This is a genomic window from Staphylococcus caledonicus (assembly GCF_016238465.1).
Taxonomy (GTDB): domain Bacteria; phylum Bacillota; class Bacilli; order Staphylococcales; family Staphylococcaceae; genus Staphylococcus; species Staphylococcus caledonicus.
In genome coordinates, this window is sequence record NZ_JABTXV010000001.1 from 817984 (window position 1) to 835600 (window position 17617).

The 17617-nt window shown below is 31.8% G+C and carries 18 protein-coding genes; 14 read left to right on the top strand and 4 right to left on the bottom strand.

Annotation, left to right across the window (positions count from 1 at the left end):
* The first annotated feature begins 3 nt into the window (after positions 1 to 3).
* Genes thrC through HS848_RS04155 form a run of 3 tightly spaced genes read left to right on the top strand, consistent with a single transcriptional unit; the run spans position 4 to position 2839 of the window.
* Positions 4 to 1065 carry a threonine synthase gene (thrC, locus tag HS848_RS04145; RefSeq protein WP_198611356.1) on the top strand — a complete coding sequence of 354 codons (1062 nt, stop codon included), beginning with the start codon at positions 4 to 6 and terminating at the stop codon, positions 1063 to 1065.
* Between the two features lies 1 nt (position 1066).
* Positions 1067 to 1984, top strand: coding sequence for a homoserine kinase (gene thrB / locus HS848_RS04150; RefSeq protein WP_198611357.1), 918 nt, complete (start codon positions 1067 to 1069; stop codon positions 1982 to 1984).
* A gap of 51 nt (positions 1985 to 2035) precedes the next feature.
* On the top strand, positions 2036 to 2839 hold the full coding sequence (locus tag HS848_RS04155; protein ID WP_198611358.1) for a Cof-type HAD-IIB family hydrolase: 804 nt from the start codon (positions 2036 to 2038) through the stop codon (positions 2837 to 2839).
* 56 nt (positions 2840 to 2895) lie between these two features.
* Here the strand turns inward: HS848_RS04155 and HS848_RS04160 are convergent, their stop codons facing one another.
* Complete coding sequence (locus tag HS848_RS04160; protein WP_103167362.1) at positions 2896 to 3210, bottom strand: hypothetical protein; 315 nt, start codon at positions 3208 to 3210, stop codon at positions 2896 to 2898.
* Positions 3211 to 3372: 162 nt separating this feature from the next.
* A complete protein-coding gene (locus HS848_RS04165; RefSeq protein WP_198611359.1) occupies positions 3373 to 4821 on the bottom strand; it encodes an amino acid permease in 1449 nt (482 codons plus the stop codon).
* Between the two features lie 221 nt (positions 4822 to 5042).
* Between HS848_RS04165 and HS848_RS04170 the strand changes: the two genes are divergently transcribed.
* The 5 genes from HS848_RS04170 (at position 5043) to HS848_RS04190 (ending at position 9461) form a co-directional block, all read left to right on the top strand.
* Entirely contained in the window at positions 5043 to 6557 is a 1515-nt protein-coding gene (locus HS848_RS04170; RefSeq protein WP_198611360.1) for a catalase, read from the top strand.
* Positions 6558 to 6647: 90 nt separating this feature from the next.
* A complete protein-coding gene (rpmG, locus tag HS848_RS04175; protein ID WP_103167506.1) occupies positions 6648 to 6797 on the top strand; it encodes a 50S ribosomal protein L33 in 150 nt (49 codons plus the stop codon).
* 227 nt (positions 6798 to 7024) lie between these two features.
* Positions 7025 to 7294, top strand: coding sequence for a 30S ribosomal protein S14 (rpsN, locus tag HS848_RS04180; protein WP_107508581.1), 270 nt, complete (start codon positions 7025 to 7027; stop codon positions 7292 to 7294).
* 149 nt (positions 7295 to 7443) lie between these two features.
* Positions 7444 to 8421: a GMP reductase gene (gene guaC / locus HS848_RS04185; protein ID WP_107508582.1), complete on the top strand. Its 978-nt coding sequence runs from the start codon at positions 7444 to 7446 to the stop codon at positions 8419 to 8421.
* Positions 8422 to 8444: 23 nt separating this feature from the next.
* On the top strand, positions 8445 to 9461 hold the full coding sequence (locus HS848_RS04190; RefSeq protein WP_198611689.1) for a CAP domain-containing protein: 1017 nt from the start codon (positions 8445 to 8447) through the stop codon (positions 9459 to 9461).
* A 229-nt stretch (positions 9462 to 9690) separates the two neighbouring features.
* Here HS848_RS04190 and lexA read toward each other — a convergent pair whose 3' ends face one another.
* Positions 9691 to 10314, bottom strand: coding sequence for a transcriptional repressor LexA (gene lexA, locus HS848_RS04195; RefSeq protein WP_198611361.1), 624 nt, complete (start codon positions 10312 to 10314; stop codon positions 9691 to 9693).
* Positions 10315 to 10457: 143 nt separating this feature from the next.
* On the opposite strand from lexA, the gene sosA reads away from it, so the two are divergent.
* The 4 genes from sosA (at position 10458) to HS848_RS04215 (ending at position 13765) form a co-directional block, all read left to right on the top strand.
* Positions 10458 to 10691, top strand: coding sequence for a DNA damage-induced cell division inhibitor SosA (sosA, locus tag HS848_RS04200; RefSeq protein ID WP_107508585.1), 234 nt, complete (start codon positions 10458 to 10460; stop codon positions 10689 to 10691).
* A gap of 138 nt (positions 10692 to 10829) precedes the next feature.
* Positions 10830 to 11072, top strand: a complete 243-nt coding sequence (locus HS848_RS04205) for a DUF896 domain-containing protein (RefSeq protein ID WP_198611362.1) — start codon at positions 10830 to 10832, stop codon at positions 11070 to 11072.
* A 205-nt stretch (positions 11073 to 11277) separates the two neighbouring features.
* A complete protein-coding gene (gene tkt / locus HS848_RS04210; RefSeq protein ID WP_198611363.1) occupies positions 11278 to 13266 on the top strand; it encodes a transketolase in 1989 nt (662 codons plus the stop codon).
* A gap of 262 nt (positions 13267 to 13528) precedes the next feature.
* Complete coding sequence (locus HS848_RS04215; RefSeq protein ID WP_103165796.1) at positions 13529 to 13765, top strand: YneF family protein; 237 nt, start codon at positions 13529 to 13531, stop codon at positions 13763 to 13765.
* Positions 13766 to 13924: 159 nt separating this feature from the next.
* On the opposite strand, the gene HS848_RS04220 is transcribed toward HS848_RS04215, so the two are convergent.
* Positions 13925 to 15001 (bottom strand): thermonuclease family protein, encoded by a 1077-nt coding sequence (locus HS848_RS04220; protein WP_232806067.1) that lies wholly within the window; start codon positions 14999 to 15001, stop codon positions 13925 to 13927.
* Between the two features lie 835 nt (positions 15002 to 15836).
* Here HS848_RS04220 and HS848_RS04225 point away from each other — a divergent pair.
* Both HS848_RS04225 and sbcD read left to right on the top strand, forming a co-directional pair.
* Positions 15837 to 16304, top strand: a complete 468-nt coding sequence (locus HS848_RS04225; RefSeq protein ID WP_107508686.1) for a CcdC family protein — start codon at positions 15837 to 15839, stop codon at positions 16302 to 16304.
* 187 nt (positions 16305 to 16491) lie between these two features.
* The gene (gene sbcD / locus HS848_RS04230; RefSeq protein WP_198611364.1) at positions 16492 to 17616 is read left to right on the top strand and encodes an exonuclease subunit SbcD; all 1125 of its coding nucleotides are present in this window, start codon (positions 16492 to 16494) and stop codon (positions 17614 to 17616) included.
* Position 17617: the final 1 nt, after the last annotated feature.

The following is a 17617-nucleotide window of genomic DNA, read 5'->3' on the forward strand; positions in this document are numbered from 1 at the left end:
ACTATGAAAAGATGGCAAGGTTTAGTAGAAGAATTTAAAGAATTTTTACCAGTGAATCAAGATACACCAAAGCTAACTTTAAATGAAGGACATACACCATTAATACATTGTGAAAATGTGTCAAAGTTATTGGATATTGATTTATACGTAAAGTATGAAGGAGCAAATCCTACAGGTTCATTTAAAGATAGAGGTATGGTCATGGCTGTAACAAAGGCCAAAGAGCAAGGGAAAAAAGTAGTTATTTGTGCTTCAACTGGTAATACATCAGCATCAGCGGCCGCATATGCAGCTAGAGCTGGATTAAAAGCAATAGTAGTTATTCCAGAAGGTAAAATAGCGTTAGGTAAACTCTCTCAAGCAGTTATGTATGGCGCTGAAATTGTATCAATCGAAGGTAACTTTGATGAAGCATTAGAAATCGTGAAAGAAATTGCTGAAAATGACGATGAAATTGAATTAGTTAACTCTGTTAATCCATATCGTATAGAAGGACAAAAAACAGGTTCATTTGAAATTGTCGAACAATTAGAACAAGCACCTGATATTCTAGCTATACCAGTTGGTAATGCCGGAAATATTACGGCGTACTGGAAAGGTTTTAAAGAATATCATGAGAAAAAAGGCAGTGCACTACCTCAATTGTATGGTTTTCAAGCTGAAGGTGCCTCTCCTATTGTTCAAAATAAAGTTATTAAAAACCCAGAAACTATTGCGACTGCTATCCGTATCGGTAATCCAGCAAGTTGGAGTAAAGCTACAAAAGCATTAGAAGAATCTAATGGTTTAATCGATAGTGTTACCGATGAAGAGATTCTAGAAGCATATCAATTAATGACATCTAAAGAAGGAGTATTTAGCGAACCGGCAAGTAATGCTTCTATCGCAGGATTAATTAAATTACATCGTAATGGTAAATTACCGGCAGGCAAAAAAGTTGTGGCTATCCTTACTGGTAACGGCTTGAAAGATCCTGATACTGCTATATCAATTTTAGATAATCCAATTCAACCGCTTCCAAATGATAAATCAAGTATTATCGAGTATATTAAAGGGGCTTTATAAAATGAGCGAGTATCTGTATCTCAAAATTCCAGCTTCTACTGCCAATTTGGGCGTAGGATTTGATTCAATAGGGATGGCTATTGATAAATATCTAAATTTATATGTTCAAGAAATTGATGATGAAGAATGGAAATTTGGATATTTAAATCCCGAATTAGAATCTCTTCCTAAAAATGAAGACAATTATATTTATAAAGTAGCTCAACAAGTTGCTTCTAAGTATAATGTTCATCTACCTAATTTAAAGGTTGAAATGAGAAGTGAGATTCCTTTAGCTAGAGGATTAGGTTCTTCTGCTTCAGCTTTAGTAGGTGCACTTTATATCGCAAATTATTTCGGTAATATTCAACTTTCAAAACACGAACTATTACAATTAGCTACTGAAATTGAAGGACACCCTGACAACGTAGCTCCGACAATTTATGGTGGGCTGTTAGCTGGATACTATAATCCAGAAACTAAAGAAACAAATGTGGCACATATTGATGTGCCTGATGTCGATATTATATTAACTATACCTACATATGAATTAAAAACTGAAGATTCTAGAAGAGCATTACCTGATACATTTTCTCATAAAAAAGCAGTTCAAAATAGCGCTATAAGTAATACGATGATTTGTGCGCTTATTCAACATAATTATGAACTTGCAGGGAAAATGATGGCACAAGATGGTTTCCATGAACCATTTCGCCAACATTTAATACCGGAATTTGAACAAGTGAAAGCACTTGCTAAAGAATACGATGCATACGCAGCAGTAATAAGTGGTGCTGGTCCTACAATATTGACGCTAAGCCGTAAAGAAAAAAGTGGGGAACTCGTTAGAGCATTTAGAACTCAAATTTCTTCATGTATATCTGAATTAGCTACTATTAATGAAACGGGTGTATTAGAAGAAGTGGTGTATCCTTCTTAAATTTGTTGTAGAATGAATGAGAATGAATTTTGAAAGGAGTACATCAAAGATATGAGTAATTACAAAGTTATCGTAATGGACATGGATGATACTTTAATAAACAGTAACAATGAAGTGAGTCCTGAAACTAAAGAATATTTAATAGATATACAAAATCAAGGTTATAGATTAGTACTTGCTTCTGGAAGACCTACTGAAGGTATGTTGCCTATTGCTAGAGAATTAGAATTAGATAAACATGATAGTTATATTATAAGTTACAACGGTGGTAAAACAATCAAAGTAGCGACTGAAGAAGTTGAAGTAAGTAAAAGTGTATCAAAAGAAAATTTTGATAAGATTGCTGATTATTGTAGAGAAAAGAACTTTTTAGTACTAACTTATCAAGACGGACACATTATCCATGATGGTGACCACGAGTATAGAGATATAGAATCTGAACTCACTGGCTTACCTATGAAACGCGTAGATGATATAAAAAAATATATTAACGAAGATGTACCAAAAGTGATGGGCGTTGATTATGTTGAAAATATTACTTACGCGCGCGATGCAATGAATGGCTCTTTCAATTCACAAATTGATGTAACAACAAGTAAACCATTCTTTTTAGAATTTATGGCTAAAGGTGTATCTAAAGGAAATGCGATTAAAGCATTATGTAAACAATTAGATATTTCTTTATCAGATGTCATTTGTTTTGGAGATAGTTTGAATGATCAATCAATGTTTGAAGTCGTCGGTTATTCTGTAGCAATGGGGAACGCTAACGATGAATTAAAAGCAATAGCTGATAAAACGACACTAGATAATGATTCTAACGGTATACCAGCCGCATTAAAAGAACTTTTATAATATGAAAAACGAGCCTCTTTCCACACGTGAAGGAGGCTCATTTTAGTATGTTTATGTTATTTAGCTGTGTGTGTCCACTCATGTTTACCTTTGTAACGTTTAACATACGCATAGACTTGGTCTGCTGCATAATCAAGATTTGTATAAACAGTTATCGTATATGCCGACTGATGTTCTCCAAAAGGCTCATTACTAAATACGTCTTTTAAATGATTGAATAGATTTTCCATTTGGTTATGTTCAAGGCTTGGATATTCTCGTAAAGTACGTTTAAGTAATTGGCCGTTTTTCTCTTCAAGAGATTGGACCACTATCACAAAACGTTCTTCGCTTTTAATGACGTCATCAAATAAGTTTGTTTGACCAACCATAGTATTTCTCACCTCTGAGTTCATATCTTTACTTTAATTATACTAAAGATAATCGTTTTGGAAAATAAGGAGACATGAATTAAATGGCAATATAAAAACGAATAGCATAGGATTACTTTTAAACCTAAATGCCATTCGTTTTTATTATATATTTCTATTAAATTAGTCGTGATATTGATGTGGCGTAATATCCATTTTATCAAGTTTCACGTATTTAGTTTTTCTTATAAGTTTATGAACAAAGAAAATAAGTGCCAAGATAATGATAGGTAAGATATTAACGAAAAATTTTCCAATATCGCCACTTGTTAAATCTTCAAATGAATTACCAAAATATAAAAAGATTAAGGTAGCAAATACGATGATAGGCCCTAGAGGATATAACGGTGATTTGTACGGTAATAATTTATCCATATCTTGACCTTGTCGTTTAATTGCTTTGCGTAATCTTACTTGAGCCCAAGAACTAGCTGCCCATACGATAATTACTAAAGAACCAATAATATTTAGTAAGCCAAAAACAGCGTTAGAATAAAAGTTGGCAACTATAATAATGGCTACAATTAAAATATATGTTGTGACTAAAGCGCGTAATGGTAATTTGCTTTTGTTATTTAATTTGCTAAGGAACTTAGGCGCTTGTTTTTCATCACTTAGTGAAAAAAGCATTCTACTAGTTGTATAGATGCCTGAGTTAGTTGCAGATAATAATGAAGTTAAAATAACGGCATTAATTACTGAAGCGGCAAATGCAATACCAATTCTATCAAATACAATTGTAAATGGACTTTGAGACACCGATTGATTTTCATTTAATAATAAAGAATCAGTATAAGGTATGATTGCAGCAATCACGGCAATAGATAAAACATAGAATAATAAAATTCTCCAAAATACTTGTTTAACTGCTTTAGGCATTGTTTGCTCAGGATTGTCCGATTCCCCAGCTGTCACTGCGACTACTTCGGTACCACCTACTGAGAATCCAGCTACTAGTAGTACCCCTAAGAAACCTGATAATCCACCTACAAATGGTGCTTCGCCTTTAGTATAATTTTCAAAACCATACGTATGGCCACCTAGAATACCAAATATCATTAAGAAACCAATGATAATAAAGACGATAATTGTAATAACTTTAACTAGAGATAACCAAAATTCCATTTCTCCAAATGCTTTAACTGTGAACACATTTAATAAAAACATTAAAGTAATGAATATTAAGCTCCACACTATAGGGCTAAAGAATTTAAAGATATCCCAATAATATAGAACATTTGAAGCTACCATAACGTCTACACTTGATACTAAAGACCATAAAATATAGTATAACCAACCCATCGTAAACCCAAGTGAAGGGTCTACAAAACGAGTAGCATAAGAACTAAAAGAACCAGATACAGGATAGAATGTAGCCAGTTCTCCAATTGATGACATTAAAAAATAAAGCATGATTCCAATTAATAGATAAGCTAAAATGGCACCCCCAGGACCGGCTTGAGCTACAACACTACCTGTAGCTACAAATAGACCAGTACCGATTGCGCCACCAATTGCAATCATGGATATGTGTCTTGAGCTAAGACCACGTTTCATATTGTTATCTTCCATACGATGTCTCCTAAACTAAAATTTAAAATATACACATCATTTTAATGCTTTTAGCTTTAGTATTCAATAGCTTTCGAATAAGTTGTTCTAAAAATTTTAAATTTTCTGCCATTTAAGAAAATATGAAAATATTTTGATAATTGAACAAATATTAAACAAATGACTTTAATTATAAATATTTCTAGATTATAATTATTACAAATTAGGGAGGGGATTTATAAATGTCTAAAGAAGATAAAAAGTTGACAGGTTTATTTGGCCATCCAGTGTCAGATAGAGAAAATAGTATGACAGCAGGTCCACGCGGGCCATTAATGATGCAAGATATTTATTATTTAGAGCAAATGTCTCACTTTGATCGTGAGGTTATTCCAGAAAGACGTATGCATGCTAAAGGTTCAGGAGCATTTGGTACTTTTACGGTTACAAATGATATTACTCAATATACAAATGCGAAAATGTTCTCAGAAGTAGGAAAACAAACTGAGATGTTCGCACGTTTTTCAACAGTAGGCGGTGAACGTGGGGCTGCTGATTTAGAAAGAGATATTCGCGGTTTTGCTTTGAAATTCTATACCGAAGATGGAAACTGGGATTTAGTAGGTAACAACACACCAGTTTTCTTCTTTAGAGATCCAAAACTATTTATAAGTTTAAACCGTGCCGTAAAACGTGATCCACGTACAAACATGAGAAGTCCTCAAAATAACTGGGATTTCTGGACTGGCGTGCCAGAATCATTACACCAAGTTACTATCTTAATGTCAGATCGTGGTATGCCAAAAGGCTTCCGTAACATGCATGGTTTCGGTTCACATACGTATTCTATGTATAATGATAAAGGCGAACGCGTATGGGTTAAATATCACTTTAGAACTCAACAAGGTATTGAGAACTATACTGATGAAGAAGCAGCAGAAATAGTTGGTGGAGATAGAGACTCATCTCAACGTGATTTATTTAATGCTATCGAACAAGGCGATTATCCTAAATGGAAAATGTATATTCAAGTTATGACGGAAGAACAAGCGAAGAATCATCCTGATAATCCATTCGATTTAACAAAAGTGTGGTATAAAGGCGATTATCCACTTATTGAAGTTGGGGAATTCGAGTTGAATCGTAATCCTGAGAACTACTTTATGGAAGTGGAACAAGCTGCATTTGCACCAACTAACATCGTTCCAGGTTTAGATTTCTCACCTGATAAAATGTTACAAGGTCGTTTATTCTCTTACGGTGATGCACAACGTTATAGATTAGGCGTAAATCACTGGCAAATTCCAGTAAACCAACCTAAAGGCGTTGGTATTGAAAACTTATGTCCATTTAGTCGTGACGGTCAAATGAGATTCCTTGATGGCAACCAAGGCGGCGGACCTCACTATTATCCAAATAATCAGGGCGTATACGGTTCACAACCAGAATATAAGAAACCACCATTCCCAGTTGATGGTGATGGCTACGAATATAATGAAAGACAATATGACGATAATTACTTTGAACAACCAGGTAAATTATTCCGACTACAATCAGACGCTGCTAAAGAACGTATTTTCACTAATACTGCAAATGCGATGGATGGAGTAACTGAAGATGTTAAACATAGACATATTCGCCATTGTTACAAAGCAGATCCAGAATACGGTAAAGGCGTAGCTAAAGCATTAGGAATTGATATTAACCAAGTTGATTTAGAAGGTACTAATGACGAGTTATATGAGAACTTTAATTAAGTTTGAAACTTTTTAATTGCACAAGACGGTTGGCTATGGTAAAATTTTAAATCGTAAGTATTCCTAGTTAAATAAGAAAGGATGTTAACTATGCGCGTTAATGTAACTTTAGCTTGCACAGAATGTGGCGATCGTAATTATATTACTACTAAAAATAAACGTAATAATCCTGAGCGTATTGAAATGAAAAAATATTGCCCAAGATTAAATAAACACACGCTACACCGTGAAACTAAATAATCTCTTATCTTTTAAATACGACATTAAAGATAAAGTTTATAATGAAAAGCCGGGACATTTAATTGTTCCGGCTTTTTTTATGCATGAATAAAGGAAGATGTTAAAAATAGTAATCAGGTTAACACTCGATTTTCATGAAAATTAAACCATTACTCTTGTAATTATAAAATCATATGTTAAGATATAAAACGTAATTATTACGATTTAAGAAAATGGAGTGACAAAATATGGCTAAAAAATCTAAAATTGCTAAAGAACAAAAAAGAGAAAAACTTGTTAATCAATATTATGAATTACGTAAAGAATTAAAAGCTAAAGGTGATTATGAAGCATTAAGAAAATTACCTAGAGATTCATCACCAACTAGATTGACTAGAAGATGCCGTGTATCAGGGCGTCCTAGAGGTGTAATGCGTAAATTTGAAATGTCTAGAATTGCTTTTAGAGACCATGCACATAAAGGACAAATTCCTGGTGTGAAAAAATCAAGTTGGTAATGTGTAAAAAGTAGTACTTTAGTCTATTTACAATACATTTAAAAGATTGTAAAGTATACAATGGTAAGAATTATGAATGATTGATATATTTTATATAAAAATCGTTCGTTTTTTAAAAATATAATTAAATTGTATAGGGGCTAAAAAGTATGAAAATTTTTGATTATGAAGATATTCAGTTAATTCCAAATAAATGTATTGTTGAAAGTAGATCTCAATGTGATACTTCTATTAAGTTTGGACCTAAGACTTTTAAATTACCTGTAGTACCAGCTAACATGCAAACGGTTATGAATGAAGAATTAGCACAATGGTTTGCAGAAAACGATTATTTCTATATTATGCACCGTTTTGACGAAGAAGCTCGAATTCCATTTGTTCAAAGAATGCAAGATGCAGGTTTATTTGCATCTATTTCAGTAGGTGTTAAATCAAATGAATTTGATTTCATTGAAACTTTAGCATCTAAAAACATCATTCCAGAATATATTACAATTGATATTGCACATGGACATTCTGATCCAGTCATCAATATGATTAAACACATTAAAAAGCATCTTCCTCAATCATTTGTTATTGCAGGTAATGTAGGCACGCCTGAAGGGGTTAGAGAATTAGAAAACGCTGGCGCCGATGCTACTAAAGTTGGTATTGGACCAGGAAGAGTATGTATTACAAAGATTAAAACTGGCTTCGGTACAGGTGGCTGGCAATTAGCTGCATTAAATATTTGTAGTAAAGCTGCCCGTAAACCAATTATCGCAGATGGTGGATTAAGAACTCATGGCGATATCGCTAAATCAATCAGATTTGGTGCAAGTATGGTAATGATTGGTTCTTTATTTGCCGCTCATGAAGAATCACCAGGTGAAACTGTTGAATTAGAAGGAAAATTATATAAAGAATACTTTGGTAGTGCATCTGAATTCCAAAAAGGTGAACACAAAAACGTTGAAGGTAAGAAAATGTTTGTCGAACATAAAGGTTCATTAAAGGATACACTCATTGAAATGCAACAAGATTTACAAAGTTCTATTTCATATGCTGGTGGTAAAGATCTCAAATCATTAACTACAGTTGATTATGTAATCGTTAGAAACTCAATTTTCAATGGGGATAAAGATTAAAATTTGAGCGGTAGGTGTAAAATATCAAAAAATTTCTTTTGTTTTCTTTAGTGTTTTTATCAATTACCTTATTTGTACCACTGAAAGAAAGCCAAACATTAGTTAATTTGCAAAATAATGTTAGAGACAAAGTTGAGCAAGTTATGAATGAGGATACTAGCGCTAAAACTAATGCGCTAAAAACGCCTCAAGAACAGGAATTTGCAGTCAATAACATTCAAATGAATATGACGAAAAAAGAAGTTGAATCTAAAGTTGGTAAGCCTAAACGTGTAACTTCGAATGAGTATGGTACTAAGTGGTATACATACTACGATAGTGACTACGAAAACTTTACTATGATTAGTTACATTGATAATAAAGTCAATGCATTATACAGCAATCAAAACGTAATTACTTCGAAATCAAAAGTTAAGTATAATACACCAAGAGATGTAGTTGAAAAACGCTTAGGTAAACCAATCGAAGAAATGACTAAAGGCAGATATCGAATAGAAATTGACAACGATGAATATGATGTCTTCCATGATTCGCATGTCTATTCCACAGTTTTTTACGACAAGCATAATAATGATGGTGTTACCGCTTTACTTCAAGTTAGTGATGCTATGGAAAATAGATTACAACAACAATATGGGGCACCTTCCTCTAAATTAAAAGAGAGTTACGAACATCAAAACTTTGATTTAGTAAATTCAGAAAGAAAACAGCATGGGTTGAATACTCTAAATTACTCTAAATCAATCTCGAATACTGCTAGAAAACATAGTGCGGATATGGCCGAAAATAATTATTTTGATCATACAAATTTAGACGGGGATTCACCTTTCGATAGATTAAAAAAAGATAAAATTAATTTTAATTCTGCAGGCGAGAACCTGGCATATGGACAGCAAAGTAGTATTTTTGCGCATGAAGGTTTGATGAATTCATTAGGACATCGGAAAAATATTCTAAACACAAGTTTTAGTACTTTAGGTGTTGGAGTAGACTTTAATGACAAGCGCCAACCATACTGGACGGAAAATTATACAGGTTAATAGTTTCAAAGTGAACTATTTGGGGTATCTTTTAGTTGATAAGGAAGTTGATATTATGACAACTAAAGATAAAAATAAAAAAGATATTCTAGATAAAGTAAAAGAAATTTTGAATAAAAAAGAATCTGATAAACAAAAGAGCTAGGAAAGCATTTAAATGTTTTCCTAGCTCTTTACTATTTATATTAAATATATAAGAGAGATTTTAACGAAAGATAACAAATATAGCCTATAATTCTCTATAAAGACCTATTACTTTACCAATAACAGTAACGTTATCCAAGTATATAGGACTCATAGTAGAATTTTCAGGTTGTAATCTGTAACGATTTTTTTCTTTGAAAAATCGTTTTACTGTAGCTTCATCCTCGTCAGTCATGGCTACAATAATATCTCCATTTTCAGCAATCGTTTGACTTCTCACAATTACTTTATCTCCATCTAAAATACCAGCTTCAATCATACTTTCGCCAACAACATTTAGAATAAAAATATCACTATTATGTGTAGATGTTAAGTGTTCTGGTAATGGGAAATATTCTTCAATGTTCTCAACTGCAGTAATAGGAATACCGGCTGTAACTTTACCAATTACAGGGACATATATAGTTTCTTCCATATTTACTGCATCATTAGATTGTTCGCTTACAATCTCAATGGCTCTCGGTTTTGTAGGATCTCTCTTAATATAACCTTTTTCTTCAAGTCTAGATAAATGACCGTGTACTGTTGAACTAGAGGCTAATCCAACCGCTTCTCCAATTTCACGAACACTTGGTGGATAACCTTTCGTTTGCACGACATGTTTTATATAATCATATATTTCACTTTGTCTTTTAGTTAATTCTCTCATATATAGGCACTCCCTAGTTTTATTTAATCATATTATAGCATTTATTTTATTGTTGAGCAAACATTTGTTCGTTTTTGTGTTGACTAAGAACAGATGTTCTGATAAGGTATTAATACAAACAAACGTTCTAGGAGTGGAAATAAATGTTAAACAAATATACTAGTAAATTCATCACAAATATAGTCGTATTAGCAGTGTCATGCATTGTTTTTCTAGTTTTTTTCTTGAATTTATATCATAACTCTCAAACGGAACAAACGTACGAAATTACTGACCATACTATTTCTAAAAAGGCCATCATTAATGATAATAGTAAGAACGTAAAAGAGAAAAATACAGAACAAAATGACTATAAAGTGTTCGCTTTAGTAGAATAAATATAATATATAGAGATTAGGAATATTTTGCTTTTATAACTAAAGCTTTTGTCCTAATCTCTTTTTTGTTATATTCTATGAAGTAATAAAAATGGTTTAATAAGTACGTTTTATTTACTTATAGAAAGAGTGGTTGTATTGACTAAAAAAGACTTAAATATAGATAGAATTAATGAATTAGCTAGAAAGAAAAAAGAAAAGGGCTTAACTGAAGCTGAAGCTAAAGAACAATCAAAGTTACGCAAACAATATCTAGAAGCATTCAGAAAAGGATTTAAGAAACAAATTGAAAGTACAAAAGTAATTGATCCGGAAGGTAACGATGTTACTCCAGAAAAGTTAAAGAGAATACAGGAACAAAATAGAAACCAAAAAAATTAGAATTCATTTTGTTATAGAAGACTCTTTATTAGAATGGCACTTTTAGTTGTTTAATAATAAGATTGTTTTGTAATTATAATGTATAAATAGAAGATTTCTATAGTATAAAAGAGTTTGTTCATATTATGAGATTAATCTCTTATCAATTACATTGTATTTAAGTTATAATGTAACAAAGATTATTAAGTAGAAGGGAAGTATTTAGATGTTTAATGAGAAAGATCAATTAGCCATTGATACGATTCGTGCTTTAAGTATTGATGCAATCGAAGAAGCAAATTCTGGCCACCCAGGTTTACCTATGGGGGCAGCGCCTATGGCATACACATTATGGACACGTCATTTAAACTTCAATCCTCAATCAAAAGATTATTTTAATAGAGACCGTTTTATCTTATCAGCTGGACATGGTTCAGCACTATTATATAGTCTATTACATGTTTCTGGAAGTTTAGAATTAGATGAACTTAAACAGTTTAGACAATGGGGTTCTAATACACCAGGTCATCCTGAATTTAGACATACTGATGGCGTAGAAGTTACAACAGGACCATTAGGACAAGGTTTTGCAATGTCAGTTGGTATGGCATTAGCTGAAGACCATTTAGCTGGTAAATTTAATAAAGAAGATATCGACGTCGTTGATCATTATACGTATGTATTAGCTTCAGACGGTGATTTAATGGAAGGTATCTCTCACGAAGCAGCTTCATTTGCTGGTCATAATCAATTAGATAAATTAATCGTTTTATACGATTCAAATGATATTTCACTTGATGGCGAATTAAACAAAGCATTTTCAGAAGATGTGAAAAAACGTTTTGAAAGTTATGGTTGGAACCATATCTTAGTAAAAGAGGGTAATGACTTAGAAGCTATTGATAAAGCCATTACTAAAGCTAAATCTCAAAAAGGCACAACTATGATTGAAGTTAAAACAGTTATTGGTTACGGCGCACCAAACGTAAGTGGTACAAACGGCGTCCACGGTGCTCCGCTAGGTGACGAAGAAAGAAAATTAACTTTTGAAGCATATGGTCTAGATGCTGAAAAACGTTTCAACGTTCCTGAAGAAGTGTATGAAATTTTCCAAACAACAATGCTTAAACGTGCCAATGAAAACGAAGAAGCATGGAAAGAAAAATTAGAAGAATACACTAATAAATATCCTGAATTAGCTGAGGAATTCAAATTAGCAATTAGTGGCAAATTACCTAAAAACTATAGAGATGAATTACCTCGATTTGATAGTGATCATAACGCTGCGACACGTGCTGATTCTGGAGAAGTTATTCAAGCATTAAGTAAATCAGTACCTTCATTCTTTGGTGGTTCAGCTGACTTAGCTGGTTCTAACAAATCGAACGTTAAAGAAGCGACTGATTATGACCGTAATACTCCAGAAGGCAAAAACATCTGGTTTGGTGTTAGAGAATTTGCGATGGGTGCAGCTGTAAATGGTATGGCAGCACATGGTGGATTACACCCATATGGTGCAACATTCTTCGTATTCAGTGACTACTTAAAACCAGCACTTCGTCTATCTGCAATCATGGGATTAAATTCAACATTTATCTTTACACATGATTCAATTGCAGTAGGTGAAGATGGTCCAACTCACGAACCTATTGAACAATTAGCTGGTTTAAGAGCAATCCCTAATATGAATGTTATTCGTCCTGCAGATGGTAACGAAACTCGTGTTGCTTGGGAAGTAGCATTAGAATCTGAGCAAACACCAACTTCATTAGTATTAACTCGTCAAAATTTACCTTATTTAGATGTAGCTGAAGATGTTGTTGAAGAAGGCGTACGTAAAGGTGCATATGTTGTATTTGAAACTGAAACAGCTCCTGAGTACTTATTATTAGCAACTGGTTCAGAAGTTAGCTTAGCTATTGAAGTAGCAAAAGATTTAGATAAACAAGGTAAAGGTGTTCGAGTAGTTTCAATGCCTAACTGGAATGCGTTTGAACAACAATCAGACGAATATAAAGAATCAGTAATTCCAAAAGATATTACTAAACGTGTAGCAATTGAAATGGCTTCATCATTAGGTTGGCGTAAATATGTTGGTACTGAAGGTAAAGTTATCGGTATTGACGGCTTTGGTGCAAGTGCCCCTGGTGATTTAGTAGTAGAAAAATATGGATTTACAAAAGAAAATGTTTTAAATCAAATTCGCACATTCTAGTTTTAATGTATTGTGAAAATTTGTGTAGAATAAATGATATATTTGAAGAGGACTCTCAATGTGGGAGTCTTCTTTGTTTTGTAATATAGAAGACTTGGGTGTCTAAATTTTAAGTTTTTACATTTAAATTTTATAAATATAGAATTACATTTCTACAACAATTTGTTATGATTACAAATGAATAGTTTATTCTTGAACTAACTCTTGAAAATGAGATAGTAATTTAGTAAAATTCAGTAGGATATAGAAAGTGGGTGAAACAATGGCAACTTGGTTAGCAATTATTTTAATCATTGTAGCACTTATTGGTGGACTAATTGGTGGTTTCTTCTTAGCGAGAAAATACATGATGGATTATTTGAAAAAGAACCCACCTATTAATGAAGAAATGTTACGTATGATGATGATGCAAATGGGTCAAAAACCATCTCAAAAGAAAATCAATCAAATGATGACAATGATGAATAAAAATATGGATCAAAACATGAAAGGTAAATAAAGCCTATCATATAGGGCGTTACAACGATTTTGAAAATTCGTTGCAACGCCCGTTTTTTGGTGATGACATCATTTTGACATCACTAATTTTTATTTTTTCTAAAATTTTGTTCTGTTAATTATGCTTGCTATTTTAGATTAATTCGGATTTTTATTTTCATTACTTTTCGTTTATTATTCCATCGTGGTCTCTATCTTTACTAGGGTCATAACCAGGCATATCACGTGTAATTTCTCCGGGTTTAGGCTTGTCTTCACTATCTGTTGACTTAGGTGTGCTATAGGTGTTTGAAGTGCTTCGGGCGTCATTTGATTCTGGTATATCATTTTTTTCGGGCACATCAACATTAGCGTTAGTGTCTAACTGAGGTGTTTCTTCAGTTTGTGGCTCTTGTTGTGTAGCATTTTCATTCGTTTGAGGTTCTGTAGTTACGGATTCTTCATCACTCCAAATATTAAGTTTTTCTTCTTGAGCTTTCTTCTGACTTTCTTTCAATTTATCTTCATATGTGTTGTTAGGTGGGTAAATATATTTAACTCTTGCCAATCCTTTTCTAGCTAATTGGTTATTTACCATTTTACCGTCAGCATATAAGTAAACTAAATATCTATCATATTTATCCTTTTTATCTCCTTTATCAAATTCAATTTTTAAGTCTGATGAATTTTCAACCATATTTTTAGTGAATTGCGATGCCTCTTTACCATATGGCTCAATGCCTTTGGTAGGATGTTTTGTTTCAGGTGTATCAACTAATAATAATCTAAATGTTTCTTCCTTACCTTTATAATTAAGCTTTACAGTGTCACCATCAACTACACGTGATAATGTAACATCTTGTTTTGAACTATCTTCGCTATTATTCTTCTCTTCATTATTATTTTTTGATTTATCGTTTGTTTTTTCTTGTGTGTGTTCTTCTTTGGCCTTGCTATCATTTATCTCTTTATTATTACCTTTTTCCGTTTTATCTTCATTAGTGCTATCTTTGTTATCGTCTTTCTTTTCTTTCTTTTCTTGCTTTTCTTGCTTTTCTTCAGTTTTGTTAGCAGTTTCTTTATTACTATTTTCATTGGCATCTTCAATACCCATACCAAATAATGATGAGACTAAAAAGCCTAGGATAATTATGCCAACGCCTTTTAGTTTCTTGTTATTTTTAAAATATTTGATACCATATACAAAACCTAAAATTAAAACTATAAGTGCTAAAATACTGCAAATTGTACTAATCATTTATAATCATTTCCACCTTTTGTTTTTTAAATTTAGACGTTTGCGTAGTCCTTAGTGAGTTCGCCAATCTGTTTTCTAATGAAGTTTCACATTTTTAATTACCGTTAATTATTAAATATTCACAAAGTTATTACTTAGTTCTTTTATAAATACATATAGTTCAATATATGGATTATTTAAAATTAAGATTCTTTATAATTAATGAACTTATGTTTGTAATAGTTTAATAGTATATAAAACTTGTATCGGTAATAGTTCTTACTTTTTGAATATTTAACGGAAAAACTGTGATTCTTTATAAACTATTTTTGCTAACTTTTACACACATTAATCACCTCCTAGCCTCAGTATAAGTTTTAAGTTAATAGATTTTAAGGGGAATTATAATTAATTGTTCACAAAATATATCATTAAAGTAAATAAGCACTTTTTTCTTTATAATATATTTTTAGAACAGTAATGATGAGATATAAATTAGTTATAAAATGCAAAATAATAATCTTTGTGGTAAATTTAATTGATGATATCCTACTTAAAAATGTTGAATGCGTCTTTAATCAACTTCTATTAGTGTATAAAACTAAGAATATAGAAATAATTTGCAGAGATAATTGGGCATTTGACTATATTTTTGTGGTCTGTTTACTTTTACTAGGTTCTATTTTTGTAATGTATGAAGTGACCAATAATAATTATAGTCTCAAAGGTTTACAATCATTCATTTTTGTAGTAAAACAATTTTAGTGTTACTTAAAGTTAAACAAAATTTAAATGTTCATACTTCACTAAAGAACCAATTAATAGTATTAGTTTATGAATATAAGAAGGTGTAATTTTGGCATATCTAATTTTTTCAGTAGTTGTTGCATTAGTTATGGGGATTGTCGTTATTGTGATACGAATGAAAGCACAACAATTTCCAGTCAATGAAAAGAAAATCATTTTACCACCATTTTTTATGTCTACCGGCGCACTTATGTACGTCGTACCATATTTTAGGTTAACTGGTTCAGAAATTTTAGAATCTATTATTCTAGGTGTAGTCTTTTCATCTGTATTAATATGGACAAGTCGTTTTGAGGTTCACGGTAGTGAAATTTACATGAAAAGATCTAAAGCTTTTCCAGTAATCTTAATTTCATTGTTAATTATACGTACAGTTATTAAAATATTTATTAGTAGTACTATCGATCCAGGAGAAATAGGTGGAATGTTCTTTTTAATTGCCTTTAGTATGATTGTTCCTTGGAGATTAGCAATGTTATACAAATTTAAAAAGTTAAAAAATACTATAGTTCTTTAGATAGTGAAGTAGGACAGAAATTTAATATACTTCAAAGATTTTGTTACGTTCTAACAAAATAGACTAACCATAGAAAGTAGGGTCTAAGACATTTTATAATATAAATGTCTGGGCTCTTTTTCATTTGCATATAGTAGAAAGACAGAGTATAATTTATACGAACAAACGTTCTTATTGGAGGTTTATTATGAAAATTATTCATACAGGTGATTGGCACTTAGGCAAGATTCTTAACGGAAAGCAATTTTTAGAAGATCAAGAATACATATTAGATAAATTTATACATAAATTAGAAGAAGAAAAGCCTGACTTACTTGTGATTTCTGGGGACATTTATGATACTTCATATCCAAGTAAAGAGACAATAAAATTATTTGAAAAGGTAATTGGATTAATAAATATTGAAATGGGCATACCAACTATTATAACGAATGGAAATCATGATGGTAGAGAGAGATTAAATTATGGGGCGACATGGTTTCAATATTCTAAATTATACATACGTACGCAATTAGAATGTATGGATAAGCCTATTACTTTTAATAACGTTAATTTTTATACATTACCGTTTGCAACAATTAGTGAGATTAAAGAGTTCTTTGATGATGAAGAAATTAAAACTTATGAACAAGCAACACATAAATGTATAGAATATATTGGAGAAAAATTAAATCCAGAATCTATCAATATCTTAATAGGACACTTAACAATTAATGGAGGAAAGACATCTGATTCAGAACGACCTCTGACCATTGGTACTGTTGAAAGTGTTAATAAATCTAATTTTAATATATTTGATAGGGTTTTATTAGGTCATTTACATCATCCATTTAGTATTCAAGATGATGTCATTGATTATAGTGGTTCTTTACTACAATATTCATTTTCTGAAGTTAACCAACCTAAAGGCTATAAGCAAATAATCATTGATTCAAAAGATAGTATAACAACTAAGTTTATTCAATTAACCCCTATGAGAGAACTTGAAGAAGTTAAAGGAGACTATCAAGAAGTTATCCAAGGTGATTTACCTGTTAAAAATAAAGATAATTATTTTCATTTTAAACTCGAAAATATGTCACATGTTACTGATCCAATCATGCATTTAAAGCAAATATATCCTAATACATTAGCGCTTAGTAATTTAACTTTTGAATATAAAGGGGATTTTCAGCACGTTGAGTTAGAACAAGAAGAGGATGCAACAATAGTCAGAAAGTTTTATAAGAGCATTACAGATAAGGAACTAACGGACTATCAAGCGAAAAAAATAGATGATTTATTAAATAAAATTCTGAATAAGGAGGCCTAAT

Coding starts and splice junctions, on each gene's coding strand:
- thrC (WP_198611356.1), top strand. CDS start 4: ATGAAAAGATGGCAAGGTTTAGTAGAAGAATTTAAAGAATTTTTACCA.
- thrB (WP_198611357.1), top strand. CDS start 1,067: ATGAGCGAGTATCTGTATCTCAAAATTCCAGCTTCTACTGCCAATTTG.
- HS848_RS04155 (WP_198611358.1), top strand. CDS start 2,036: ATGAGTAATTACAAAGTTATCGTAATGGACATGGATGATACTTTAATA.
- HS848_RS04160 (WP_103167362.1), bottom strand. CDS start 3,210: ATGGTTGGTCAAACAAACTTATTTGATGACGTCATTAAAAGCGAAGAA.
- HS848_RS04165 (WP_198611359.1), bottom strand. CDS start 4,821: ATGGAAGATAACAATATGAAACGTGGTCTTAGCTCAAGACACATATCC.
- HS848_RS04170 (WP_198611360.1), top strand. CDS start 5,043: ATGTCTAAAGAAGATAAAAAGTTGACAGGTTTATTTGGCCATCCAGTG.
- rpmG (WP_103167506.1), top strand. CDS start 6,648: ATGCGCGTTAATGTAACTTTAGCTTGCACAGAATGTGGCGATCGTAAT.
- rpsN (WP_107508581.1), top strand. CDS start 7,025: ATGGCTAAAAAATCTAAAATTGCTAAAGAACAAAAAAGAGAAAAACTT.
- guaC (WP_107508582.1), top strand. CDS start 7,444: ATGAAAATTTTTGATTATGAAGATATTCAGTTAATTCCAAATAAATGT.
- lexA (WP_198611361.1), bottom strand. CDS start 10,314: ATGAGAGAATTAACTAAAAGACAAAGTGAAATATATGATTATATAAAA.
- sosA (WP_107508585.1), top strand. CDS start 10,458: ATGTTAAACAAATATACTAGTAAATTCATCACAAATATAGTCGTATTA.
- tkt (WP_198611363.1), top strand. CDS start 11,278: ATGTTTAATGAGAAAGATCAATTAGCCATTGATACGATTCGTGCTTTA.
- HS848_RS04215 (WP_103165796.1), top strand. CDS start 13,529: ATGGCAACTTGGTTAGCAATTATTTTAATCATTGTAGCACTTATTGGT.
- HS848_RS04220 (WP_232806067.1), bottom strand. CDS start 15,001: ATGATTAGTACAATTTGCAGTATTTTAGCACTTATAGTTTTAATTTTA.
- sbcD (WP_198611364.1), top strand. CDS start 16,492: ATGAAAATTATTCATACAGGTGATTGGCACTTAGGCAAGATTCTTAAC.